17 protein-coding genes are annotated in these 24,394 nt (G+C 68.2%); 6 read left to right on the forward strand and 11 right to left on the reverse strand.

Annotated elements, in window-relative coordinates:
- Positions 1 to 5: 5 nt before the first annotated feature.
- Together C1M51_RS17135 and C1M51_RS17140 are read right to left on the reverse strand one after the other, a co-directional pair.
- On the reverse strand, positions 6 to 1,181 hold the full coding sequence (locus C1M51_RS17135) for an efflux RND transporter periplasmic adaptor subunit (protein WP_129451686.1): 1,176 nt from the start codon (positions 1,179 to 1,181) through the stop codon (positions 6 to 8).
- A 5-nt stretch (positions 1,182 to 1,186) separates the two neighbouring features.
- Positions 1,187 to 2,638: an efflux transporter outer membrane subunit gene (locus C1M51_RS17140; RefSeq protein ID WP_129451688.1), complete on the reverse strand. Its 1,452-nt coding sequence runs from the start codon at positions 2,636 to 2,638 to the stop codon at positions 1,187 to 1,189.
- 267 nt (positions 2,639 to 2,905) lie between these two features.
- Between C1M51_RS17140 and rpiA the strand changes: the two genes are divergently transcribed.
- The gene (rpiA, locus tag C1M51_RS17145; protein WP_129451690.1) at positions 2,906 to 3,565 is read left to right on the forward strand and encodes a ribose-5-phosphate isomerase RpiA; all 660 of its coding nucleotides are present in this window, start codon (positions 2,906 to 2,908) and stop codon (positions 3,563 to 3,565) included.
- 42 nt (positions 3,566 to 3,607) lie between these two features.
- On the opposite strand, the gene C1M51_RS17150 is transcribed toward rpiA, so the two are convergent.
- The 5 genes from C1M51_RS17150 to C1M51_RS17170 form a co-directional block, all read right to left on the reverse strand.
- A complete protein-coding gene (locus C1M51_RS17150; RefSeq protein ID WP_129451692.1) occupies positions 3,608 to 4,225 on the reverse strand; it encodes a glutaredoxin family protein in 618 nt (205 codons plus the stop codon).
- A gap of 33 nt (positions 4,226 to 4,258) precedes the next feature.
- Complete coding sequence (locus tag C1M51_RS17155) at positions 4,259 to 6,292, reverse strand: M3 family metallopeptidase (RefSeq protein ID WP_129451694.1); 2,034 nt, start codon at positions 6,290 to 6,292, stop codon at positions 4,259 to 4,261.
- 98 nt (positions 6,293 to 6,390) lie between these two features.
- Entirely contained in the window at positions 6,391 to 7,242 is an 852-nt protein-coding gene (gene folD / locus C1M51_RS17160; protein WP_011829724.1) for a bifunctional methylenetetrahydrofolate dehydrogenase/methenyltetrahydrofolate cyclohydrolase FolD, read from the reverse strand.
- 96 nt (positions 7,243 to 7,338) lie between these two features.
- Positions 7,339 to 7,962, reverse strand: coding sequence for a response regulator transcription factor (locus tag C1M51_RS17165; protein ID WP_011829723.1), 624 nt, complete (start codon positions 7,960 to 7,962; stop codon positions 7,339 to 7,341).
- Between the two features lie 9 nt (positions 7,963 to 7,971).
- Complete coding sequence (locus C1M51_RS17170; RefSeq protein WP_129451696.1) at positions 7,972 to 10,560, reverse strand: PAS domain-containing sensor histidine kinase; 2,589 nt, start codon at positions 10,558 to 10,560, stop codon at positions 7,972 to 7,974.
- Between the two features lie 197 nt (positions 10,561 to 10,757).
- On the opposite strand from C1M51_RS17170, the gene aceE reads away from it, so the two are divergent.
- From aceE to lpdA, 3 genes are read left to right on the forward strand one after another with little or no spacing between them, the layout of a single operon-like run.
- Positions 10,758 to 13,487: a pyruvate dehydrogenase (acetyl-transferring), homodimeric type gene (gene aceE, locus C1M51_RS17175; protein ID WP_129451698.1), complete on the forward strand. Its 2,730-nt coding sequence runs from the start codon at positions 10,758 to 10,760 to the stop codon at positions 13,485 to 13,487.
- 54 nt (positions 13,488 to 13,541) lie between these two features.
- Entirely contained in the window at positions 13,542 to 15,170 is a 1,629-nt protein-coding gene (gene aceF, locus C1M51_RS17180) for a dihydrolipoyllysine-residue acetyltransferase (RefSeq protein WP_129451700.1), read from the forward strand.
- A 10-nt stretch (positions 15,171 to 15,180) separates the two neighbouring features.
- Positions 15,181 to 16,929: a dihydrolipoyl dehydrogenase gene (gene lpdA / locus C1M51_RS17185; protein WP_129451702.1), complete on the forward strand. Its 1,749-nt coding sequence runs from the start codon at positions 15,181 to 15,183 to the stop codon at positions 16,927 to 16,929.
- A 21-nt stretch (positions 16,930 to 16,950) separates the two neighbouring features.
- Here the strand turns inward: lpdA and C1M51_RS17190 are convergent, their stop codons facing one another.
- The 3 genes from C1M51_RS17190 to C1M51_RS17200 all read right to left on the reverse strand — a co-directional run bounded on the left by C1M51_RS17190 (position 16,951) and on the right by C1M51_RS17200 (position 19,938).
- On the reverse strand, positions 16,951 to 17,652 hold the full coding sequence (locus tag C1M51_RS17190; RefSeq protein WP_165349715.1) for a 2-keto-4-pentenoate hydratase: 702 nt from the start codon (positions 17,650 to 17,652) through the stop codon (positions 16,951 to 16,953).
- 97 nt (positions 17,653 to 17,749) lie between these two features.
- The gene (gene gorA / locus C1M51_RS17195) at positions 17,750 to 19,129 is read right to left on the reverse strand and encodes a glutathione-disulfide reductase (protein ID WP_129451706.1); all 1,380 of its coding nucleotides are present in this window, start codon (positions 19,127 to 19,129) and stop codon (positions 17,750 to 17,752) included.
- Positions 19,126 to 19,938, reverse strand: coding sequence for a glutathione S-transferase family protein (locus C1M51_RS17200; RefSeq protein ID WP_129451708.1), 813 nt, complete (start codon positions 19,936 to 19,938; stop codon positions 19,126 to 19,128). The genes gorA and C1M51_RS17200 overlap by 4 nt, the downstream gene beginning before the upstream one ends.
- 142 nt (positions 19,939 to 20,080) lie before the next feature.
- On the opposite strand from C1M51_RS17200, the gene C1M51_RS17205 reads away from it, so the two are divergent.
- On the forward strand, positions 20,081 to 20,980 hold the full coding sequence (locus C1M51_RS17205) for a LysR family transcriptional regulator (protein WP_129451710.1): 900 nt from the start codon (positions 20,081 to 20,083) through the stop codon (positions 20,978 to 20,980).
- 113 nt (positions 20,981 to 21,093) lie between these two features.
- Here C1M51_RS17205 and C1M51_RS17210 read toward each other — a convergent pair whose 3' ends face one another.
- On the reverse strand, positions 21,094 to 23,565 hold the full coding sequence (locus C1M51_RS17210; RefSeq protein WP_129451712.1) for a sodium-translocating pyrophosphatase: 2,472 nt from the start codon (positions 23,563 to 23,565) through the stop codon (positions 21,094 to 21,096).
- 241 nt (positions 23,566 to 23,806) lie between these two features.
- On the opposite strand from C1M51_RS17210, the gene ppa reads away from it, so the two are divergent.
- Positions 23,807 to 24,346: an inorganic diphosphatase gene (gene ppa / locus C1M51_RS17215; protein ID WP_129451714.1), complete on the forward strand. Its 540-nt coding sequence runs from the start codon at positions 23,807 to 23,809 to the stop codon at positions 24,344 to 24,346.
- Positions 24,347 to 24,394: the final 48 nt, after the last annotated feature.

The raw sequence follows: 24,394 nt of genomic DNA on the forward strand, positions 1-24,394 counted from the left end.
CGGTCTCAGGGGGCGGACGCGGCGTCGGCGCGCGGGCCGGCCGGCACCACGCGAACGAGGTCGCCGTCGCCGAGGAAGCCGGCGCCCGAGGCCACCACCAGATCGCCGGCCTTCAGGCCGTCGAGTACTTCGATGCGTTCGCCCAGGCGCCGCCCGGTGGCCAGCTTGACCTGCGCGAGCCGCGCGTCCGGCCCCACGCGCAGCGCGTAGCTGAAGCCATCGCGCAGCACCACCGCCGATTGCGGCAGGGTCAGCGCGGGCGAGCGGCCCAGTTCGAACTCGCCGCGCGCGAACAGGCCGGCGCGCACCTGCGTGCGATCGTCGCCGTTGGCCGGCAGGTCGACGTAGACCAGACCGTTGCGCGTCTGCGGGTCGATGGTCGGCGCGACCATGCGCACGCGGCCGGGCGTGCTGCTGCCGTCGCCGTGCAGCAGCCGCACCGGCATGCCGGCGCGGAGGCGGGGCAACTCGGACGCGGTGACTTCGGCGCGCCATTCGAGCCGGCCGCCGCGGATCAGCCGGAACATCTCGGCGCCCGGCTGGGCCACCGCACCGACGGCGGCGGTACGTGCCGAGATCACGCCATCGTCGGGCGCGAGCACGCGGGTCTGGCGCAGTCGCAGTGCCTCGGCCTCCAGCCGGGCCCGCTGCGCCTCGAGGCGGGCGCGTGCCGTCTGCTCCGAGGTCAGGTACTGGTTGATCTGCTGGCTGCTGATGGCGCCGGTGGTCTGCAGCTGGCGAGCGCGCTCGGCGTTCGCCTGCGCCTCGGCCAGCGTGGCCTCGGCCTCGGCGAGGGCGGCGCGGGTCTGTGCCAGGTCGGCCTGCACCGTGTCGGGCGACATCAGTGCCAGCACCTGGCCGCGCCGGACACGATCGCCCACGTTGACCCGCACCTCGGTGAGGCGGAAGCCGCCGATCTCGGCGCCGATCGACGCTTCCTGCCAGGCCGCCACGCTGCCGTGGGCTTCCAGCGTACGCGGCCAGTCGAGCGTCTCGGCGCGGGTGGTGGTCACGGTGAGGGCCGGCTTGGCGGCCGAGGCCGCTGCCGGCGCGGTGGGGGCGGCAGCTGACACGCCATCGGGCGCGCCGCGTCCGATGGCCAGCCACACCGCGGCGGCAACCACGCCGGCCACGGCAAGGGCTATGGCGATCCGCTTGCGCGATCTCTTGTTCTCCTGCATGCCCCTTACCTCGTCGTCGTGTCGTCGTCGGCCTGCCAGGCGCCACCGACCGTCTTGTAGAGCTGGACCCAGGCACTCACACGCTCCCGCCGCACCTGGATCAGCCCGGCGTCGGCCGCCAGCGCGGCACGCCGCGCCTGTTCCAGGTCGAGCAGACTGCCCACGCCGACCTGCCACTGGGTCTGCGCGGCGGCCAGGAACTCGCCATAGCCCTGAGCCGCCCGCTCGGCGTCGGCTTCGCGGCGGCCAGCCGCGTCCAGCCGCAGCAGGGCTTCCTCCACCTCACGCACGGCGGCCAGAGCGCGCTCGCGGTAGGCGGCCACCGCGCCGTCGTATCGCGCCTGCGCGGCATCGACGTTGGCGCGTCGCCGGCCGCCATCGAACAGAGGCATCAGCAGGCCGGGACCGAAGGACCAGGTCGTGCCGTCGAACGTCTGGCCGCTGCTGCGGATGGATGCGCGGCCGATCGAGCCCGACAGGCTCAGGCGCGGATAGCGATCCGCCTGGGCCGCACCGACCTCGGCCGCCGCCGCGACGATGTTGCGTTCGGCCGCAGCGAGATCGGGACGCTGCGACAGCACGGCCGCGGGTACCGCGGCGACCTCGAAGCTGGACGGCTGCGGCAGCCGGGCGCGCTGCGGCAGCAACTGTTCGCGCAGCGCTGGTTCGGTCGTCGCGGTCAACTGCACCAGCTGCCTGACGGCGAGCTCGCACTCGGTCTGCTGGGCTGCCACGCGGTTGACCGCCTCCGCCGCACTGGCCCGTGCGAGCGCGCCGTTTGCCGGCGCGTCGAAGCCGGCGCGGACCTTCTGTCCCACGAGGTCGGCGGTCTGCTGCAGCGATGCCGCGTCCTCCTCGTAGATCGCCAGCACGGCCTCGCAACTGCGCAGGCCGACGTAGGTGGCGGCCACCTCGGCCGCCAGGCTGACGCGGGCGTCGTGCCATTGCGCGCGGCTCGCGTCGGCCCGAGCCTCGGCCGCCGCGACGCCCTGGCGCACGGCGCCGAACAGGTCGATCTCCCACAGCGTGTCGAGCGTGGCACCGCTCGTCGTCTGGATGGCTCCCGCGGGCGGCAGCACGCTGCGGCTGCGCACGGTGCTCACATTCGCGTCGAGCGTGGGCCAGCGGGACGAGCCGGCTGCCTGCGCCAGCGCGCGCGACTCGGCGACACGCGCCGCGGCCTGCGCCAGCGTCGGGTTGGCACGCTGGGCCGCGTCGATCAGCGCTGCCACCTGCGGATCGTCGAAGCCTGCCCACCAGTCGCGCAAGGCCGCGCGCTGGCCGCCGTGCGGCAGTGGCGCCGACCAGGCCGTGGCCAGCGCGCCGGCCGGTGGGGTGGTGGCCGGCGGCGCGGCGCAGGCACCCAGCAGGAGGCACAGGGCCGCGGCGATCAACCGTTCGGGCAATCCGCGGGACGCGGGCGGTCGGGAGGAACGAGGGGAAAGGGTCTCGGTCATGCGTCGGGAGTCGGCGGGCCGGAAGCCTCGCCTTCGGGACCGGCCGCTCGGCGAGGACTCGCGAGTCGGGCTGCAGCCGGAGGCCTGTCAGGGCAGGTCAGGGCGGGTCGGCCCTGCTGCGGGGCGAGCATACCGCGGTGGCCGCCGTCGCCGTGGCGGGCGCATGACACGCATCTTGCTTCAAGGCTTGGATAATCGCGGCCGCGATCGCTGCGTTCGCACTGACTTTCCACGACCTTCCTGCCGGTTCCGCCCCGGCCACCCACCATGAACCAGGATGAACTGAAGACCCTCGTCGGCCGCGCTGCACTCGAGTACGTGCCCGAGGGCAGCATCGTCGGCGTCGGCACCGGCTCGACCGTCAACTGCTTCATCGACGCGCTGGCGGGTATCAAGGAGCGTATCGCCGGGGCCGTGTCGAGCTCGGTCAAGAGCACCGAGCGGCTGCGCGAGCATGGCATCCGTGTGTTCGAGGCCGCCGCGGTCGAATCGCTGCCGGTCTACATCGACGGCGCTGACGAGATCGACCCCCAGGGCTGCATGATCAAGGGCGGTGGCGCGGCGCTCACGCGAGAGAAGATCGTGGCCGATCTGGCCGAGCGCTTCGTCTGCATCGCGGATGCCTCCAAGCGGGTGGACGTGCTGGGGCGCTTTCCGCTGCCGGTCGAGGTGCTGCCGATGGCGGTGAGCCAGATCCAGCGGCGCTTCGCGAAGCTCGGCGCGACCGCGACCGTGCGCGAGGGTGTGATCACCGACAACGGCCAGCTGATCCTCGATGTGCAGGGCCTGCGCATCAGCGACCCGCTGGCCTTCGAGACCGAGGTCAACCAGTGGCCCGGCGTGGTGACCGTGGGCGTGTTCGCGCGGCACAAGGCCAGCGTCTGCCTGCTGGGCACGCCCGAAGGCGTGAAGACGCTGAGGTTCTGACGCTGCGCTGAAACGGTGTCGCGCGGGCGCCCGCGCGACGCCTCAGAACCGGATGCCGTTGGGCGCCGCTTCCAGCGCCGGCGGCAGCGCGGCCGGAGCTTCCGGTGCAGCGCGCGGTGCGGGCGCGGCTTTCGGTGCCGTGGTCTGACCCACCAGCGGGGTCGGCTCCCAGCCGCGGTAGGTGGGCGGCAGGCGCGACTGCTTGGGGTAGCCGGCGGCGTCGAGGTAGCCGCGCCATTCGGCCTCCGAATAGCCGCGCAACTGCTGGCCGCCGATGCGCAGTACCGGCAGTTCGGCGCTCGATTCGATCTGCCGGAAGGCAGCGATGTCGGCTTCGCCGGTGATGGTCTTCTCGGTGTAGGGGATGCCGCGCTGGCGCAGCATGTCGCGGCCGGCCACGCAGCCCGAGCAGTCGCTGCCGCTGTACAGCGTCACCGGGTAGCGTTCGGCGATCTGTGCCAGCTCGTACGGCAGACCGCTGGTGGTGCCGGAGACCGCTGCCCCGCCGCGGATCGGTTGTACCTTGGCCGCGGCCGAGGGCGCGGGGCGGTCGGTGTAGGTGATGCGCCCGTCGGGCTCGACGATCTTGTACTGCGCCAGGGCCGGACCGGAGCCCAGTGCGACGAGGCTGAACAGCAGGACGGCAGCGGAACGGCTCATGACAAGGTTCTCGGGTTCGGCGGGGCTTCGATCTTAGTCCGCCATGCCCTGGTGGCGCAGCAGGGCGTCGATGCGCGGCTCGCGGCCGCGGAAGGCCTTGAAGCTCTCCATCGCTGGACGGCTGCCACCGGCTTCGAGGATGGCCTCGCGGTAACGGCGGCCGACGGCGGGGTTGAACACCCCTTCCTCCTCGAAGGCGGCGTAGGCGTCGGCGCTCAGGACCTCGGCCCACTTGTAGCTGTAGTAGCCGGCCGCGTAACCGCCGGCGAAGATGTGCGAGAAGCTGTGCTGGAAGCGGTTGAAGGCCGGCGGCACGGTGACCGCGATCTCGCGGCGCACGCCGTCGAGCACCCGCTGAATGGCGTCGGCGCCGTAGGGCGCGGCCGACGCGCCGTCGTGGATCAGCATGTCGAACAGCGAGAACTCCACTTGGCGCAGCGTCTGCAAGCCACTCTGGAAGTTCTTTGCGGCGAGCATCTTGTCGAACAGCGCCCGCGGCAGCGGCTCGCCGCTGTCGACGTGCGCCGTCATGTGCTTCACCACCTCCCATTCCCAGCAGAAGTTCTCCATGAACTGGCTGGGCAGTTCGACCGCGTCCCACTCGACGCCGGAGATGCCGGCCACGCCGATCTCGTCGACCTGTGTGAGCATGTGGTGCAGGCCGTGGCCGAACTCGTGGAACAGCGTGGTCACGTCATCGTGCGACAGCAGCGCGGGCCGGTCGCCGACGGGCGCGGCGAAGTTGCACACCAGATGGGCCACCGGCGTCTGCACCCTGCCCTCGGGGCGGGCCCAGCGACCCCGCACGTCGTCCATCCAGGCGCCCGGGCGCTTGCCGGGGCGTGCGTAGGGGTCGAGGTAGAACTGGCCGACCAGCTGGGTGCCGCGCTCGATGCGGAAGAAGCGCACGTGCTCGTTCCAGACCGGCGCCGTGTCCGGGCGGATCGCCACCTCGAACAGCGTCTCGATGATGCGGAACAGGCCGGCCAGCACCTTGGGTTCGGTGAAGTACTGCTTCACCTCGGTGTCGCTGAAGGCGTAGCGGGCTTCCTTCAGGCGCTCGGCCGCGTAGGCCATGTCCCAGGCATGCAGATCGGCCAGGCCGAGCTCGGTGCGGGCGAACTCGCGCAGCTCGGCCAGGTCGCGCTCGGCGTGGGGCCGTGCGCGCCGGGCCAGGTCGCGCAGGAAGCCCTGCACCTGCGCCGGCGAGTCGGCCATCTTGGCGACCAGCGAGACCTCGGCGAAATTGCGATAGCCCAGCAGCGCGGCCTCTTCCTGCCGCAGCGTGAGGATCTCGCCCATCACGGCGCTGTTGTCGCGCTCGGCCGGACCGGCCTCCGAGGCGCGCGTGACATGGGCGCGGTAGACGCGTTCGCGCAGCGAGCGGTCCTGCGCGTACTGCAGCACCGGCAGATAGACCGGCATGTGCAGGCCGAGCTTGTGGCCGTCCTGGCCGTCGGCCTGGGCGGCAGCACGCGTGGCGGCCTTGACGTCCTCGGGCACGCCGGCAAGCTCGGACTCGTTCGCGATGAAGCTCCAGCCGTCGGTCGCGTCGAGCACGTGCTCGGAGAAGGCCTGGCCGAGCTCGGCCTGGCGGGCCTGGATGGCCGCGAAGCGCTCCTTGGCGGCACCTTGCAGCTCCGCGCCGGACAGCACGAAATCGCGCATCGCGTTCGACAGCGCCTTGCGCCGTGCCGCGTTGAGTGCGGCCGCCGCAGGGCTGCCGGCCACGGCCTTGTACTTCGCGTAGAGCCGCTCGTCGGCGCCCAGGTTCGTGTAGAACTCGGTCACGCGGGGCAGGGCCTCGGTGTAGGCGGCGCGCAGCTCGGGGGTGTCGGCGACGGCGTTGAGGTGGCTGACTGCACCCCAGGCGCGCCCGAGCCGCTCGGTCGCGACGTCGAGCACCGCGGAGAGGGCGTCGTAGTCGGCCGGCACGTCCGCGCCGGTGGCGCGTTCCAGCGCCGCGTTCGCTTCGGCCAGCAGGGCCTCGACCGCCGGCGCCACATGCTCGGGGCGGATCTCGCCGAAGCGCGGCAGGGCGGCGGTATCGAGTAGAGGATTGCTCATGGGTCGGCGTGTCGGTTCGGGGCTCGATGTCAGTGTCAGCTGGTGTCGGGTGGTGCGGTTTCAATCCTGTTCATCGGCAGGATAGCGAGCCCGTGGGCTCAGCCCACCAGCCGCTCGGCCGATTCCAGGGTGTTCATCAGCAGCATCGTGATCGTCATCGGCCCCACGCCGCCAGGCACCGGCGTGATCCATCCGGCGACCTTGGCGACCCCGGCGTAGTCGACATCGCCGCACAGCTTGCCATGGTCGTCGCGGTTCATGCCCACGTCGATCACCACGGCGCCGGGCTTCACCATGTCGGCGGTCAGCACCTTGCGCTTGCCGACCGCGGCGACCACGATGTCGGCCTGGCGGGTGTGCAGTGCGAGGTCAGGGGTCGCGCTGTGGCAGACCGTGACGGTGGCGTTGGCCTGCAGCAGCAGCATCGCCATCGGCTTGCCGACGATGTTGCTGCGGCCGATCACCACGGCGTGCTTGCCCTTGGGGTCGTAGCCGATCGACTCGAGCATCTTCATGCAGCCGTAGGGCGTGCAGGGCTTGAAACCGGGCTGGCCGACCATCAGCGCGCCGGCGCTGGCGACGTGGAAGCCGTCCACGTCCTTGTGTGGCGCGATGGTCTCGATGACGCGGTGCGCGTCGATGTGCGGCGGCAGCGGCAACTGCACCAGGATGCCGTGGATCGCCGGATCGGCGTTGAGCGCCTGCACGCGGGCCAGCAGTTCAGCCTCGGTCATCGCTGCCGGGTAGTGCTCCAGCACCGAGTGCAGGCCGCTGTCGTGGCAGGCCTTGACCTTGTTGCGCACGTAGACCTGAGAGGCCGGGTTCTCGCCCACCAGGATGACGGCGAGTCCCGGCGTGATGCCGTGCTCGCGCAGCGTGGCGGCGCGCTGCGCGACTTCGTGGCGGAGGTGGCGGGACAGGGCATTGCCGTCGATGGCACGGGCGCTCATGCGGAGGCTCCTTCAGCGGTGGGCACCGCGTCAGCGGCGCCGGAAGTAGAAACGACAAGGGCCGCACGAAGGCGGCCCTGGCGACGAGGGGGTGCGTCAGGCCTTGGCCTGAGCGCCGAGCGCGATCTTCAGCAGATCGGCCACGGTGTTGGCGTTGAGCTTCTCCATGATGTTGGCGCGGTGGGCCTCCACCGTCTTGATGCTGATGCCCAGGTCGTCGGCGATCTGCTTGTTCAGCCGGCCGGCAACGATGCGCTCAAGCACCTGGGCCTCGCGGGTGGTCAACCGCGACAGCAGCGCATCGCGGCTGGCGGCTTCCTGGTGCTGGCTGAAGGCGGCACGGGCGCTGTCGAGCATGCGCTCGACCAGGCTCAGCAGTTCCTCTTCCTTGAAGGGCTTCTCGATGAAATCCATCGCGCCCTTCTTCATCGTGGTGACCGCCATCGGCACGTCGCCGTGGCCGGTGATGAAGACCACGGGCAGCGGGCTCTTGCGCTCGACCAGACGATCCTGCAGTTCCAGCCCGCTCATGCCGTCCATGCGGATGTCGGCGATCAGGCAGGCGACCTCGCGGGAGTCGAAGCGCGACAGGAAGGACTCGGCCGAGTCGAAGCACTTGACCCGGTAGTCCTTGCCCTCGAGCAGCCACTGAAGAGAGTCGCGCACGGCTTCGTCGTCGTCGACGACATAGACCGTGCCTTTCTTGGGGATGAGGCTCATGCGCGCTCTTTACGAGGTTTCGGTCAAGGTGACGCCGGGAGGCTCGGTCGCCGGGACCGGGAGCTCCACTGGCAGGGTGAAGGCAAAGCTGCAACCGCTGATCACGCTTCCATTGTAGAGGTTCTCCGCACGGATACGGCCGCGGTGAGACTCGACGATGGATCGGCACAACGACAGGCCGATGCCCAGCCCGTCGGGCTTGGTGGAGAAGAACGCCTCGTAGAGCCGAGCCATCATCTCTTCCTTCACGCCCGGGCCGTTGTCGCGCACGCTGAACTCGATCACGCCGCCTTCCTCCGGCGTGTGCTTGGGCACCACGCGCAGTTCAATGTGGCGACGCGAGGACGGCAGCTTCGCGTTGTCGATCGCCTCGGCCGAGTTCTTCAGCAGGTTCAGCAGCACCTGCTCGATCAGGATCGGGTCCACCTGCAGGTCGGGCAGGCGCTGCGCCACATAGGTGCGGATGTGCACGTTGCGGCGCTTCAGCTCGATGCCGGCGAGTTCGACCGCATCCTCCACGATGTCGCGCGCCTTGGCGGTCTGGCGCTGTGGCTCGCTGCGCTTCACGAAGGCACGGATGCGGTGGATGATCTGTCCGGCCCGGTGAGCCTGGCGCGCGGTCTTCTCCAGCGCGGCGATCAGGTCGTCCTTCTCGATGGCGTCGGACTTGACCCGCGAGACCATGCCGTTGCAGTAGTTGGTGATCGCGGTGAGCGGCTGGTTCAGCTCGTGGGCGACGCTGGAGGCCATCTCTCCCATCGTCACGAGGCGGCTGGTGACCTGGGCCTTCTCCGCCTGGTGCGAGGCCTGCTCCTCGGCGCGGCGCCGGGCGGTGATGTCGGTCGCGATCAGCATCTGCGCCAGCCGGCCGTCGGTCCACTGCACGTAGCGCGCGCGCACGTCGAACCACTTCTGCAGCGACTCGACGAACACCTCGTGCACGTCGCCGCTGGCTTCGGTGAGCTCCTGTGCAGGCAGGCCGCCGAAGCTGTCGACCGATTCATCGGCGTCGCGCCGGCCGGCCTGCAGCTCGTCTGCGCCGGCCAGGCGCGCATGGCCCTGGGAATCGGCACCGAACCACAGCCGGTAGGAACGGTTGGCGAACAGCAGTTCGCCCTGCGCCACCGACAGCACCGACACCGCGGCCTCCAGGCCTTCGAGCACCGTGGTGAAACGCTCGTGCGAAGCCGACAACTGGTCGCGGATGCGCTTGGCCTCGGTGATGTTGGTCATCGAGGTCATCCAGCCGGTCTGGTGACCCTTGGCATCGATCAGCGGCGACACGTACATCCGCGAGTCGAACAGCGTGCCGTCCTTGCGCATGATCTTCACTTCGATGCCGCCGGCCGGGCTGCGGCCCTGCAGCTCCTGCTGCAGCAGCCGCGTGTTCTCTTCCATGCGGTCGGGCGGCCAGTGCGGGAAGGGCGGCAGGCGGCCGATCAGCTCGTCCTCGGCGAAACCGGTCATCGCGCAGAACGCCGGGTTGACATAGCTGATGCGCCCCTCGAGATCCATCGCGCGCATGCCGGTCAGCATGGAGTTCTCCATCGCGCGCCGGAAGTTCGTCTCGGTGATCAGCGTGCTCTGCATCTGCGAACGCCGGCGCATGTGGCGCCAGGTGCCCAGCAGCATCCACACCGTCAGCGCGGACAGCGCGACCACCATCCAGAACAGCGTGTTGCCGATCAGGCCGATCGAGGTGCGCCAGCCCTGGCCGCGCACGACCAGGCCGTTGCCCGACGGCGCGAGCGCCACGTCCTGCACGATGCCGCTGCTGCTGCGCACGCTGTTGGCCGGCTCTCGCGAGACGCTGCTGGCCAGCACGCGGTCGTTGCTGTCGAGCAGGCTGATGGCGTGGCGCCGCGTGACCTCGGCAGGCACGAAATAGCGCAGCAGCGACTCGACCGAATACTCCGCCACCAGCGTGCCGGAGAAGGCGCTGCGGTCGAGCAGCGGCACATGCACCTGGAACACCGAGAGCGAGCCGGTGCCTTCGTAGGGGCGCGAATAGACCGGCTGACGCAGGTCGCGCGCCGCGGCGAAGGCCCAGGCCGGCTCGCCGCGAAGGGTGGCCGCAGCAGCGGTACCGGCCGGCGGCTGCGGCTCGGCTGCGGAGGCCGCCGCCGCGGAAGGCTCCGTCCAGCGCATCAGGTCCGCCGGATGGTTGGGGGACAGGTGGCGCGCCTTGACGCTCTGGTCGGCATCGATCCAGCTCAGGCTCACGACCTCGGGGCGCTCGCGCGCGAAGCTCACCGCCTGGCCCAGGAATTCATCGAGGTCGATGGCGCGGGTGGCGACCTCGCGGGCCATGCGCACCAGCTGTTCCTGGTTCTCGATCAGCCGCAGGCGGATCTGCTGCTGGGCGATCTCGGTGTCGCGCTTGACCGACTCCTGCTCCCGCTCGAATTCCTCGTTGCGCAGGTACCAGAAGGCCGTGATGATCGCCGCGAGGAACAGCAGTACCGACAACAGGGGCGCGAACGTGGCGAAGCGATCCTGGTGGGCCGGTGACTGCCGTTTCCACCAGGCCCAGAACAGTCGCCGCGGATGCGCCTTGGGCGGCGGATCGAGGGACGAGTCGGGTGGATGGGGCGTCATCGACGGATTATCGGTGCCAGAGTGAATTCGGCGTCGCAGGAAGCTCCCATCCGGTAGATGTTGGTTGGCGAATGGCTAAGTAAATTCCACAATAAGAAATCAACTGGCACCATTTGAAAAAATAAGACGACTATGCAATACTGAAATCGAGCATCAGCCCAGGGCGCGCCACAGCACCCGATCCAAGGAGACAAGACATGTCTGCATTGCCGGAATCCTTTGGCCGTTCGGCCGCCAACGACAGCGACGCGCAGGAAACGCGCGAGTGGCTGGAGGCGCTGGCCGCCGTGATCGACAGCGAGGGGCCGCAGCGCGCGCACTTCCTCCTCGAGCGCCTCATCGACGAGGCGCGCCAGGCCGGCATCGACATGCCGTTCTCGGCCACCACGCCCTACGTCAACACCATCCCGGCCGGGCAGGAACTGCACAGTCCGGGGCAGATCGACATCGAGGAGCGGCTGCGCGCCTACATGCGCTGGAACGCGATGGCGATGGTGGTCAAGGCCAACCGGCTCGACCCGGCCGACGGCGGTGACCTCGGCGGCCACATCTCCAGCTTCGCCTCGCTGGCCACGATGTTCGGCGCCGGCTTCAACCACTTCTGGCACGCCGACGACACCGACCAGGGCGGCCAGCATGGCGGCGACCTGCTCTACATCCAGGGCCATTCTTCGCCTGGCATCTATGCCCGCGCCTTCATGGAAGGCCGCATCACCGAGGAGCAACTGCTCAACTTCCGCCAGGAGGTCGACGGCAAGGGCCTCTCCAGCTACCCGCACCCGAAGCTGATGCCGGAGTTCTGGCAGTTCCCCACTGTCTCGATGGGCCTGGGCCCACTGATGGCGATCTACCAGGCGCGCTTCCTGAAATACCTGCATGCGCGCGGCATTGCCGACACATCGAAGCGCAAGGTCTGGGTGTTCTGCGGAGATGGCGAGATGGACGAGCCCGAGTCGCTGGGCGCCATCGGCCTGGCGGCGCGCGAGAAGCTCGACAACCTGATCTTCGTCATCAACTGCAACCTGCAGCGCCTGGACGGCCCGGTGCGCGGCAACGGCAAGATCATCCAGGAGCTCGAGGGCGAGTTCCGCGGCTCGGGCTGGAATGTCATCAAGCTGATCTGGGGCAGCTACTGGGACCCGCTGCTGGCGCGCGACAAGGAGGGCCTGCTGCGCAAGGTGATGATGGAGACGGTCGACGGCGACTACCAGGCGATGAAGGCCAACGACGGCGCTTTCGTGCGCAAGCACTTCTTCGGCCAGCACCCCAAGCTGCTGGAGATGGTGTCCAAGCTGAGCGACGACGACATCTGGCGCCTGAACCGCGGCGGTCACGACCCGCACAAGGTGCATGCCGCCTACCACGAGGCCGTGAACCACAAGGGCCAGCCCACCGTGCTGCTGATCAAGACGGTCAAGGGCTATGGCATGGGCAAGATCGGCGAGGGCAAGAACACCGCCCACCAGACCAAGAAGCTGGTCGACGAGGACGTGAAGGCTTTCCGCGACCGCTTCAACATCCCCATCCCCGACGACAAGCTGCACGACATCCCGTTCTACAAGCCGGCCGACGACACGCCGGAGATGCAGTACCTGCATGAGCGCCGCAAGGCCCTCGGCGGCTACCTGCCCAAGCGCCGTCCTAAGGCCGACGAGCAGTTGCCGGTGCCCGATCTGTCGGTGTTCCAGGCGGTGATGGAGCCGACCGCCGAAGGCCGCGAGATCAGCACCACGCAGGCCTATGTGCGCTGCCTGAACGCGCTGCTGCGCGACAAGGCCCTGGGCCCGCGCACCGTGCCGATCCTCGTGGACGAGGCGCGCACCTTCGGCATGGAGGGCCTGTTCCGCCAGATCGGCATCTACAACCCTGCGGGGCAGCAGTACACGCCGGTCGACAAGGACCAGGTCATGTACTACAAGGAAGACAAGGCCGGCCAGATCCTGCAGGAAGGCATCAACGAGGCGGGCGGCATGAGTTCGTGGATCGCTGCGGCGACGTCGTACTCGACGAACAACCGCATCATGATCCCTTTCTACATCTACTACTCGATGTTCGGGCTGCAGCGCGTGGGCGACCTGTGCTGGGCGGCGGGCGACATGCAGGCGCGCGGCTTCCTGCTCGGCGGCACGTCGGGCCGCACCACGCTCAACGGCGAGGGCCTGCAGCACGAGGACGGCCACAGCCACATCCTCGCGAGCACGATCCCCAACTGCATCAGCTACGACCCCACCTTCGCCCACGAGGTGGCGGTGATCATCCACCATGGCCTGAAGCGCATGGTCGAGCAGCAGGACAACGTCTACTTCTATCTCACGCTGCTCAACGAGAACTACGCGCAGCCGGGCCTGAAGCCGGGCACCGAGGCGCAGATCGTCAAGGGCATGTACCTGCTGCTCGAGGGCGCGGCCAAGAAGAAGGATGCGCCGCAGGTCAACCTGCTGGGCAGCGGCACCATCCTGCGCGAGTCGATCGCCGCGAAGGAGTTGCTCGAGAAGGACTGGGGCGTGGCCGCCAATGTGTGGAGCTGCCCGAGCTTCAACGAACTGGCGCGCGACGGCCAGGATGCCGACCGCTGGAACCTGCTGCACCCGGCCGACAAGAAGCCGCGCGTGCCCTTCGTGACGCAGCAACTCGAGCCGCACGCCGGCCCGGTGGTGGCGTCGACTGACTACATGAAGGCCTATGCGGAGCAGATCCGTGCCTTCATCCCGAAGGGCCGCAGCTACAAGGTGCTGGGGACCGACGGTTTCGGCCGCAGCGACTTCCGTACCAAGCTGCGCGAGCACTTCGAGGTGAACCGCCACTACGTCGTGGTCGCCGCGCTCAAGGCCCTGGCCGACGAGGGCACGGTGCCGGCTGCGAAGGTGGCCGAGGCGATCAAGAAATACGGCATCAACGCTGACAAGATCAACCCCTTGTACGCGTGAGCGAAGAACGCGGCGGCGGGGCCTCCCGCCGAGCTGCCTTAGAACGGAGACAACATGGCGCTGATGGAAGTGAAGGTCCCTGACATCGGGGATTTCGAGGCGGTCGAGGTCATCGAGGTGCTGGTCAAGCCCGGTGACGCGATCAAGGCCGAGCAAAGCCTGGTCACGGTGGAGAGCGACAAGGCCTCGATGGAAATCCCCTCGTCGCACGCCGGCGTGGTGAAGGAGCTGAAGGTCAAGCTGGGCGACAAGGTGAGCGAGGGCACCGTGGTGCTGGTGATCGAGTCGGCCGATGCCGCGGCCCCGGCGCCCGCTCCGGCGCCGGCACCGGCCGTGGCGGCCGCGCCGCCTGCGGCGCCCACGGCGGCTCCGGCGGCCAGCGGTCCGGTGGAGGTGGTGGTGCCCGACATCGGCGACTTCGATGCCGTCGAGGTGATCGAGCTGCTGGTCAAGCCCGGCGATGCGGTGAAGGCCGAGCAGAGCCTGATCACGGTCGAGAGCGACAAGGCCTCGATGGAGATCCCGTCCTCGCACGCCGGCACCGTGGAGCGGCTGCTGGTGAAGCTGGGCGACAAGGTGTCCAAGGGCACGCCGGTGGTGCTGCTGCAGGGTGCCGGCGCGGCGCCCGCGCCGGCCGCGGCCAAGGCAGCCGACGCCGCCCCGGCCGCTGCGGCCTCGCCGCTGGCCAGCCAGCCAGTCGAGCGCACCGCGCCGACGGCCGCGCTGCCGGCCCATGAGCCGACCGCGCCGCAGGCGCATCTGCCGCACGCCTCGCCGTCGGTGCGCCGCTTCGCCCGTGAGCTGGGCGTGCCGCTGGCCGAGGTGAAGGGCAGCGGCCTGAAGGGCCGCATCACGCTGGAGGACGTGCAGGGCTTCGTCAAGGGCGTGATGTCCGGCGAGACGCGCACGGCGCAGGCCGCCAAGGCGCCCGCCGCGGGCGGCGGCGCCGGGCTCGACCTGCTGCCGTGGCCCAAGGTCGACTTCGCGAAATTCGGCGCGGTGGAGCGCAAGGACCTGTCGCGCATCAAGAAGATCAGCGGCGCCAACCTGCACCGCAACTGGGTCGTGATCCCGCACGTTACCAACCACGACGATGCCGACATCACCGAGCTCGAGGCCTTCCGCGTCCAGCTCAACAAGGAGAACGAGAAGTCCGGCATCAAGGTCACGATGCTGGCCTTCCTGATCAAGGCCTGCGTGGCGGCGCTGAAGAAGTTCCCGGAGTTCAACGCCAGCCTGGACGGCGAGCAGATCGTGCTGAAGCAGTACTTCCACATCGGCTTCGCCGCCGACACGCCCAACGGGCTGGTCGTGCCGGTGATCAAGGACGCCGACAAGAAGGGCGTGCTGCAGATCAGCCAGGAGATGAGCGAGCTGGCCAAGAAGGCGCGCGACGGCAAGCTGGGGCCGGCCGATATGAGCGGCGGCTGCTTCAGCATCAGCTCGCTCGGCGGCATCGGCGGGCGCTACTTCACGCCGATCATCAATGCGCCCGAGGTCTCCATCCTCGGCGTCTGCAAGAGCAGCACCGAGCCGCGCTGGGACGGCAAGGCCTTCCAGCCGCGCCTGATCCTGCCGCTGAGCCTGAGCTGGGACCACCGCGTGATCGACGGCGCGGCGGCGGCACGCTTCAACGCCTACCTCGGCGCCGTGCTGGCGGACTTCCGCCGCGTGCTGCTGTGAGGAGCTGAACATGGCCCTCATCGATATCAAGGTCCCGGACATCGGCGACTTCAAGGACGTGGCGGTGATCGAACTGCTGGTGAAGCCGGGCGACAGCGTCGCGGCCGACCAGAGCCTGATCACCGTCGAGAGCGACAAGGCCTCGATGGAGATCCCGTCCTCGCATGCCGGCGTCGTGAAGGCGCTCAAGCTCAAGGTCGGCGACACCGTCAACGAAGGCTCGGTGATCCTGTCGCTCGAGGCCGACGGCGCGGCGGCTGCGGCTCCGGCTACCGCGCCTGCAGCGGCACCCGCCGCGGCGCCGATGGCGCCCGCGCCGGTGGCGGCCAGCCATGCCGGCGGTGCCGACCTCGAATGCGACATGCTCGTGCTGGGCGCGGGCCCGGGCGGTTATTCGGCCGCCTTCCGCGCCGCCGACCTCGGCCTGAAGACGGTGCTGGTCGAGCGCTTCCCGACGCTCGGCGGCGTGTGCCTGAACGTCGGCTGCATCCCGTCGAAGGCGCTGCTGCACGTCGCGGCGGTGATGGACGAGGTCTCGCACTTCGATGCGCTCGGCGTGTCCTTCGGCAAGCCGCAGGTCGATCTCGGCAAGCTGCTCGCGCACAAGAACAAGGTGGTCGGCAAGCTGACCGGCGGCCTGGCTGCGATGGCCAAGATGCGCAAGGTGACGGTGGTACAGGGCGTCGGCGAATTCGCCGATCCGCATCACCTGAAGGTCACCGCGGCCGACGGCAAGGCGCAGACGATCCGGTTCAAGAACGCGATCATCGCGGCCGGCTCCGAGGCGGTGAAGCTGCCCTTCCTGCCGAAGGACGATCCGCGCATCGTCACGTCCACCGGCGCGCTCGAGCTGCGTCAGCAGCCGAAGAAGATGCTGGTGATCGGCGGCGGCATCATCGGCCTGGAGATGGGCACGGTCTACTCGACGCTGGGCGCGAAGCTCGACGTCGTCGAGATGCTCGACGGCCTGATGCAGGGCGCCGACCGCGACCTCGTCAAGGTCTGGCAGAAGATGAATGCCAAGCGCTTCGACAAGCTGATGCTGAAGACCAAGACGGTCGGGGCGGAGGCGACGAAGGACGGCGTGCGCGTCATGTTCGAAGGGCTCGACGGTACCAAGAGCGAGGGCGTCTACGACCTCGTGCTGCAGGCGGTGGGCCGCACGCCCAACGGCAAGAAGATCGGCGCCGAGAAGGCCGGCGTGGTGGTCGGCGAGCGCGGCTTCATCCCGGTCGACATCCAGATGCGCACGAACGTGCCGCACATCTTCGCGATCGGCGACATCGTCGGCCAGCCGATGCTGGCGCACAAGGCGGTGCATGAGGCCCACGTGGCGGCCGAGGTCGCGGCCGGCCAGAAGGCGGCCTTCGACGCCCGCGTGATCCCGAGCGTGGCCTACACCGACCCCGAGGTCGCCTGGGTCGGCCTGACCGAGGACGAGGCCAAGGCGCGCGGCGTCAAGGTCACCAAGGGCCTGTTCCCGTGGACGGCCTCGGGCCGCGCGATCGCCAACGGCCGCGACGAGGGCTTCACCAAGCTGCTGTTCGACGAGGCCACGCACCGCATCGTCGGCGGCGGCATCATCGGCACGCACGCGGGCGACATGATCGGCGAGATCGCGCTGGCGATCGAGATGGGCGCCGACGCGGTGGACATCGGCAAGACCATCCATCCGCACCCGACGCTGGGCGAGAGCATCGGCATGGCCGCGGAAGTGGCACACGGCTCCTGCACCGATCTGCCGCCGGCGAAGCGCTGAGGCCTCGCCGCGGCCGGCGCGTCAGCCGAAGCGCGCCTGTACGCGACCCAGCCAGCCGAAGCCGGCCTCGACGAACTGCCCGCGCTCGGCCGGCTGGGCGCGCGTGAGCCCGCCGGTCAGCACCACCGCGCCGGCCGGCACGACCAGCCCGCGCTCGGCCAGGAAGCCGGCCAGCCAGGCCAGCGCGAGCAGCGGGTCGCCCATCGCGTCGGCGCCGCGGCCGCGGTCCACCGCCTGCCCATCGATCTGCAGTTCGACCTCGACGGCGCCGAGGTCGAAGCGGTCCTGCCAGGGGAGGGCCGGGCCCGTCACGAAGCCGGCGCTGGAGCTGTTGTCGGCGATGTTGTCGACGAGCGTGAAGCGGTAGTCCGGGTAGCGCGTGTCCACCACCTCCAGCGCCGGCATCACCGCATCGAGGTGCCGCGAGACGCTCGCCCGGTCGTGCCCCGCGCCGGCGAGGTCACGCCCCAGCCTCAGGGCGATCTCCGGCTCGACGCGCGGATGGATCAGGCGCCCGCGGTCGATCGGGCGACCGTCGGCGCCGAGACGGTGCGCCTCGGTCAGCACACCGAAGTTCGGCTGGTCGATGTTCATCTGGGCGCGCATCGCCGCACTGGTGTAGCCGAGCTTGAAGCCGACGGCCGGCATGCCGCGGCGGCGCAACGTCGCGGCCTGGATCGCGTAGGCGTCGCTCACGTCGAGTTCGGGGTGGGACGAGCTCAACAGTGCCGTCGGCGTACAGGCGACCTCGGCCGCCCACAGGCGTGCGGAACACTCTTCAAGGATCTGATCTGAGGTCGGTACAGAAGGATTCATCGCCTTAGGGGCCTGTCGTGATGAAGGGTTCATGGCTCGGTTTGCGCAAGGTGACGAACTCTTCCGCCGAGGTAGGATGAACGCCGAGGGTGGTATCGAACACTCGCTTGGTCGCCCCGGCTCTCAAGGCGATGGCCATGCCCTGAATGATTTCGGCAGCGTCGGCTCCCACCATGTGGACGCCCACGACACGGTCGCTGGCATGGTCCACCAGAAGCTTCACGAAAGTCTGCGCGTTACCTCCGGCGAGCGTCTGCTTGAGGGCGCGAAAGCTGGACTTGTAGACCACCACGTCGTCATAACGGAGCCGCGCCTGCGCTTCGGTCAGCCCGACGGTCCCGATGGCCGGCTGGCTGAAGACGGCGCTCGGGATCATTTCGTAGTCCAGCTGCGGACCTTCGTCGCCGAGGAGATGTTGGACCAGTTGCATTCCTTCGGCCAGGGCAACTGGCGTCAATGGGGTGCGTCCGACCACGTCACCGATCGCATAGATCGAGGGCTCGTCAGTCTGCAGGTGTTCGTTGACGACAATGGCGCCATGCGTCTGCTGCCGGATGCGCGTATTTTCCAGACCGAGCCCAGCAACATTGGGGCGTCGCCCTGTTGCATAGAGGACGCAATCCGTCGATTCGCGACGGCCATCGCTGAACGTTACGAGCAAGCTACCGTCCGCCTGTTTTTCGATGGCGCTGATTTCGCAGTCGAAGTTCAGGAAGACGCCCCGCCTCATCATCTCCTCGGCTGCGACGCGGCGTATGTCCTCGTCAAAGCCGCGCAGGAACAACGCGCCGCGATACACGAGTCGAGTCTGCGTGCCGAGACCGGCGGCGATACTGGCGAGTTCAAGGGCAATGTAGCCTCCACCGACGATGACCGCCCGCTTCGGGAAATGCTCGAGGGAAAAGAAGTCATTGGAGGTGATCGCGTGCTCGCGCCCTGGCACGTTCGGCACGAACGGCCAGCCTCCGGTGGCAATCACCATGCGTTCGGTGCTCCAACTGCGTCCACCCACGTCGACCGTGTGTGCCCCCTTGATCGTCGCGTGCCCCTCGATCAACTGGCAACCGGAATCGACCAGCAGCGCGCGGTAGACGCCGTTCAGGCGTTCGATCTCGGCATCCTTGTTGTCGCGCAAGGTCGACCAATTGAACGCGGCTTCGGGCACGCGCCACCCGTAGCCGCGTGCCTGCTGGAACGCCTCGGTGAACTGGGCGGCATAGGCGAAGAGCTTCTTCGGGATGCAGCCGACGTTCACGCAGGTCCCGCCCAGGCGCGACACCTCGGCAACGGCGACGCGAAGCCCCCGTTCACTCGCCATGCGCGCCGTCCGCACGCCGCCGGAGCCGGCTCCGATGACGAACAGGTCGAACTCGTAGGGCTTCACGCAGTCGCTCTCGAGTCGTCGAACGAGGCCAGGTGCGTACGGATCGTCCGCCGGGCCGATTCCCCCTTGGCCAGCAGGTCGACCCGGATTTCGGGTGGGAAATCGCGTGTCACAGAATCTTCGTAGGATTCGCGCTCGCGGCAGCGCGAAAACCAATCGGCCACGCGCGGGCAATCCTCGTACATCGAGGTCCAGCCGAACTGCAGGACGGTCTGGAAGTAGGGCGCCAGGCACACGTCGGCGAGGCTGAAGACGTCACCAACCATCCAGCGGTGCTGGGCGAGCGCCGCTTCCATATCGAGGATCGTCCGGCGGTAGACATGGACGGCGTCGACGACATCCGGAGCCTCGAGTCCGAACTTGACCAGGCGTCTCTGTCGCTCGCGGCGTGGCTTTTCGGGAATCCGCGCGAGCAGTGCCTCACGCTCCGCCTCGCTTTTCTCCATCAATGCCGGACGCATCACCAGCGGCCACTGCAAGGCGCCGCAGGACGGGTGCAGCTTGTTGTCCACATGCTTCATCCACAGGCGCATGTCCGCCAACGCGTATGCCGAGGTGGGTTTGAGGCGGATAACGGGATACGCGTCGTCCAGATACTCGCAGATGACGCTCGATTCAATCACCGGGCGACCGTCGTGGACCAGGGTGGGCACGACGCCCAATGGATTGAGTTTCAGGTATTCCGGTCGCAGGTTCTCCTTCCGCGAAAGATCGACATGGTGCTTGATCCACGCCAGTTTCTTTTCGGCCAGGACGATACGAACCTTCTGGGCACAGGGCGACATCGGGTGCGTGTACAGCTCGAGCATGGAAACTCCCGTGACGGTTGTGGAGGTCAGGTGACCGGGCGCTGAATTCGACGATTCGCAAGCCTATCGTCCCGGTTGTCTGGTGATAATCATCACAAGCGGAACATGTTCTGTGAATGAAATTCACAAATTAGGAGGTCGCTTGGACAAGTGGACCGAGATGCAGGTATTCGCGGAGTCGGTCAAGCGCGGCAGTTTTTCCGCGGCGGGACGCCAGCTGAATCTGTCGCCATCGGCGATCAGCAAGCTCCTATCGCGTTTGGAATCCAGGCTGGGCGTGCGTCTGATCAATCGCACCACGCGCAGCCTCAGCCTGACCGAGGGAGGTGAGCGCTATTTCAAGCGATGCCTGGAGATCCTGACCGACATCGAGAGCGCCGAAGATTCGCTGACCAGCTTCGTGCGTGAGCCGACGGGGACCCTGCGCATCAACAGCACTCAGGGCTTCGCCAAGCACCAGCTGCTGGAGGTCATGGCTGAATTTCAGGAGCGCTATCCGCGTTTGACGCTGGAACTCCAGATCACGGGGCAGGCGGTGGACCTGATCGACGAGGGCGTGGATCTGGCGATCCGACTGGGCGAATTGAGGGATACCAGCCTTGTCGGCCGCAAGCTGGGTGAGAGCCGGCGCCTGGTTTGTGCCAGCCCCCAGTATCTGAAAGCCAGAGGACGACCGACCCGGCCATCGGACCTGTTGGATCACGATTGCCTTCGCCTGTCCACCAGCGATCTTTTCAATCAATGGCATTTCAGCAGCGCGACGGGACCGGAGCTGGTCAATGTCCAGGGGCATTTCGTGACCGACAACGTCGATGTGCTGCATGAATACGCACGGCTGGGCGGAGGTATCGTCCGTCTGTCTGCGTTCATGGTGGCCAAGGACATTGCGGCGGGACGCCTGGAGCCGCTGCTGACGGATTACCACATCGAAAGGCAGTTGATCTACGCGGTCTATCCTCACCGAAGGCACTTGCCGGCGAAGGTGAGGGTGCTGCTGGAGTACCTGACCGAGAAGTTTTCGCCGAAACCGCCTTGGAGTTGAGAGCGGCGGTCTCTCCCACACGCGTCGTTGCCCGTCCGGACCATCCCGCGTTGTCCCAAGAAGAAAGGGCCCGCCGAGGCGGGCCCTTGTTCCTTGTCGATCTCGCGGGCGGATTACTCGAGCTTCACCTCGACGCGCCGGGCCTCGGCTGCGTCGCCGGCATTGAGCTGTTCGGGCTTCTTCAGCTCGATCTTGTCCTCGGCCACGCCCGCCGCCTTCAGGGCATCGCGCACCGCGAGGGCACGCTGCTTGGCGAGCTCGACGTTCTTGTCCGGGTCCCCGGTGGCGTCGTGGTAACCGCTGATCACGGCCTTCTTGCCCGCCGCGACGCCCTTCACCACGTCGGCCAATGCCTCGGCCGCGCCACCCGCCAGGGCCGATGAGGCGCTGGCGAAGTAGAACTTCACCACGCCGTTCTCGACCTTGATGCTGGCGCCGTCGGCGGTGGGTGCCGGCGTGGCGGCAACTGGCGCGGCGCTCTCGACCGGCGCCGCGGGGGCGGCCGGCGCATGCGCTCCCGCACCACCGCTGGCAGCCGGCAGCAGCGGCACGATCAGCAGCGCCACGATGTTGATGATCTTGATCAGCGGGTTGACCGCGGGGCCGGCGGTGTCTTTGTAGGGATCGCCCACGGTGTCGCCGGTGACGGCCGCCTTGTGGGCGTCGCTGCCCTTGCCGCCGAAGTGACCTTCCTCGATGTACTTCTTGGCGTTGTCCCAGGCGCCGCCGCCGGTGCACATCGAGATCGCGACGAACAGGCCCGTGACGATGGTGCCCATCAGCAGACCGCCGAGCGCCGCCGGGCCGAGCAGCAGCCCGACGACGATGGGCACCACCACCGGCAGCAGGCTGGGGATGATCATTTCCTTGATCGCCGCCGAGGTCAGCATGTCGACCGCTGCGCTGTAGTCGGGCTTGCGCTTGCCGGCCATGATCTGGCCATCCTGGAACTGGCGACGCACCTCGACCACCACGGAACCGGCGGCACGCCCCACGGCCTCCATCGCCATCGCACCGAACAGGTAGGGGATCAGGCCGCCGATGAAGAGGCCGACGATCACCGACGGGTTGCTGAGATCGAAGCTCACCAGCTTGCCGGCGGCCTCGAGCGTGTGGGTGTAGTCGGCGAACAGCACCAGCGCGGCCAGGCCGGCCGAGCCGATGGCGTAGCCCTTGGTCACCGCCTTGGTCGTGTTGCCGACGGCGTCCAGCGGGTCGGTGATGTCGCGCACGCTCGACGGCAGCTCGGCCATCTCGGCGATGCCGCCAGCGTTGTCGGTGATCGGACCGTAGGCGTCGAGCGCGACCACGATGCCGGCCAGGCTGAGCATCGAGGTGGCCGCCACCGCGATGCCGTACAGGCCACCGAGCTGGTAGGACGCCAGGATGGCGCCGCACACGAACACGACCGGCCAGGCCGTCGAGCGCATCGACACGCCCAGGCCGGCGATCACGTTGGTGCCATGGCCGGTGGTCGAGGCTTGCGCCACGTGCTTCACCGGCGCGTAGTCGGTGCCGGTGTAGTACTCGGTGATCCACACCAGCAGGGCCGTCAGCACGAGGCCGATGACTGCCGCGCCGAACAGGCGCCACTGCGTGCCGCTCTCGTAGATCGCGTTGTCCGGCATCACCCACTTGGTGATGAAGAAGAAGCCCACCAGCGAGATCACGCCGGCGACGATCAGACCCTTGTAGAGCGCCGGCATCACGTTCTTCATGCCCGGCGTGGCCTTCACCGCGCTGCATCCGATGATGGACGCGATGATCGAGAAGCCGCCCAGCGCCAGCGGGTAGAGCGCCGCCTGCATCGGTGCCGCGGTGACCATCAGCGCGCCCAGCACCATGGTCGCGATCAGCGTGACCGCGTAGGTCTCGAACAGGTCGGCGGCCATGCCCGCGCAGTCACCGACGTTGTCGCCCACGTTGTCGGCGATCACCGCCGGGTTGCGCGGGTCGTCTTCCGGGATGCCGGCCTCGACCTTGCCCACCAGGTCGGCGCCGACATCGGCGCCCTTGGTGAAGATGCCGCCGCCCAGTCTCGCGAAGATCGAGATCAGGCTGGAGCCGAACGCGAAGCCAAGCAGCGGCTTCAGCGCCGGTGCCAGGCCGCTGGTCGGTGTGATCTGGCCGTTGCTGGTCAGGAACCAGAACACGATGCCCACGCCCAGCAGCCCGAGGCCGACCACCAGCATGCCGGTGATGGCGCCGCCCTTGAAGGCCACGTCGAGCGCCTCCTTCATGCCACGCGTGGCCGCCTGTGCGGTGCGCACGTTCGCCTTGACCGACACGTTCATGCCGATGAAGCCGCAGGCTCCCGACAACACCGCGCCGATCACGAAGGCCACCGCCGTGGGCAGCCCGATGAAGATGCCGATCAGCACGGTGAGGATGACGCCGACCAGGGCGATGGTGCGGTACTGCCGCGCGAGGTAGGCGGCCGCACCCTGCTGGATGGCCGCCGCGATCTCCTGCATGCGGGCGTTGCCCGCGTCCTGTTTGAGGATCCAGCTTCGCTGGACAAAACCGTAGACGACGGCCGCGAAACCGCAAAGCAGCGCAAAGGTGAGCGCCAGGGAACTGGACATGGAAAGAGTCTCCTTCCTCGTTAGAGGTCCTCGGTGAAAGGGCTTGCACCGCGACTCTTCACTGTCGACACCACGCGCGTGGCATCCCGGTCGGGTTGCCGGCGCATGCTAAGGGAAGCCCCTCGAAGCCGCAATGGAATTGGCCCGTGCGGTCCGCCACGGTGGTACCGGGCCTTGGTCAGGCCCACGACAGGCCGCTGCTTAGAATTCGGGTTTCCCCGCGATTCCGGAGACAGGACCCATGAGTCTGGACAAAGTGACCCCCGGCGCCAAGGCGCCCGAACAGTTCAACGTGATCATCGAGATTCCGATGAACGCCGACCCGATCAAGTACGAGGTCGACAAGGAAAGCGGTGCCCTGTTTGTCGATCGCTTCATGACGACCGCGATGCACTACCCCTGCAACTACGGCTACGTGCCGCAGACGCTGTCCGACGACGGCGACCCGGTCGATGTGCTGGTGATCACGCCGTTCGCGCTGACCCCGGGCGTGGTGGTGACCTGCCGCGCCATCGGCGTGCTGAAGATGGAAGACGAGGCGGGCGGAGACGCCAAGGTGCTGGCCGTGCCCACCACCAAGATCCTGCCGATCTATGACCACTGGAAGAAGCCGGAGGACATCAACCAGATGCGCCTGAAGGCGATCCAGCACTTCTTCGAGCACTACAAGGACCTCGAGACCGGGAAGTGGGTCAAGGTGCAGGGCTGGGAAGGCCCGGAGGCGGCGCAGGCCGAAGTGCGTTCCGGCATGGAGAACTACCTCAAGGCCCAGTCGGCCTGACTGACGAGGGGCTGGCGTCGCCAGCGCGTCGCTCGGGTATGCCCCCGG

Source organism: Methylibium sp. Pch-M (assembly GCF_004136295.1).
GTDB classification, from domain to species: domain Bacteria; phylum Pseudomonadota; class Gammaproteobacteria; order Burkholderiales; family Burkholderiaceae_C; genus Methylibium; species Methylibium petroleiphilum.

Bases quoted from the DNA above. Each gene is read 5' to 3' on its own strand.
- C1M51_RS17140 (WP_129451688.1), bottom strand. From the start codon at position 2,638: ATGACCGAGACCCTTTCCCCTCGTTCCTCCCGACCGCCCGCGTCCCGC.
- C1M51_RS17170 (WP_129451696.1), bottom strand. From the start codon at position 10,560: ATGACGCCCCATCCACCCGACTCGTCCCTCGATCCGCCGCCCAAGGCG.
- C1M51_RS17135 (WP_129451686.1), bottom strand. From the start codon at position 1,181: ATGCAGGAGAACAAGAGATCGCGCAAGCGGATCGCCATAGCCCTTGCC.
- folD (WP_011829724.1), bottom strand. From the start codon at position 7,242: ATGAGCGCCCGTGCCATCGACGGCAATGCCCTGTCCCGCCACCTCCGC.
- C1M51_RS17200 (WP_129451708.1), bottom strand. From the start codon at position 19,938: ATGCTCGAGCTGTACACGCACCCGATGTCGCCCTGTGCCCAGAAGGTT.
- C1M51_RS17165 (WP_011829723.1), bottom strand. From the start codon at position 7,962: ATGAGCCTCATCCCCAAGAAAGGCACGGTCTATGTCGTCGACGACGAC.
- rpiA (WP_129451690.1), top strand. From the start codon at position 2,906: ATGAACCAGGATGAACTGAAGACCCTCGTCGGCCGCGCTGCACTCGAG.
- aceE (WP_129451698.1), top strand. From the start codon at position 10,758: ATGTCTGCATTGCCGGAATCCTTTGGCCGTTCGGCCGCCAACGACAGC.
- C1M51_RS17155 (WP_129451694.1), bottom strand. From the start codon at position 6,292: ATGAGCAATCCTCTACTCGATACCGCCGCCCTGCCGCGCTTCGGCGAG.
- lpdA (WP_129451702.1), top strand. From the start codon at position 15,181: ATGGCCCTCATCGATATCAAGGTCCCGGACATCGGCGACTTCAAGGAC.
- aceF (WP_129451700.1), top strand. From the start codon at position 13,542: ATGGCGCTGATGGAAGTGAAGGTCCCTGACATCGGGGATTTCGAGGCG.
- C1M51_RS17210 (WP_129451712.1), bottom strand. From the start codon at position 23,565: ATGTCCAGTTCCCTGGCGCTCACCTTTGCGCTGCTTTGCGGTTTCGCG.
- ppa (WP_129451714.1), top strand. From the start codon at position 23,807: ATGAGTCTGGACAAAGTGACCCCCGGCGCCAAGGCGCCCGAACAGTTC.
- C1M51_RS17150 (WP_129451692.1), bottom strand. From the start codon at position 4,225: ATGAGCCGTTCCGCTGCCGTCCTGCTGTTCAGCCTCGTCGCACTGGGC.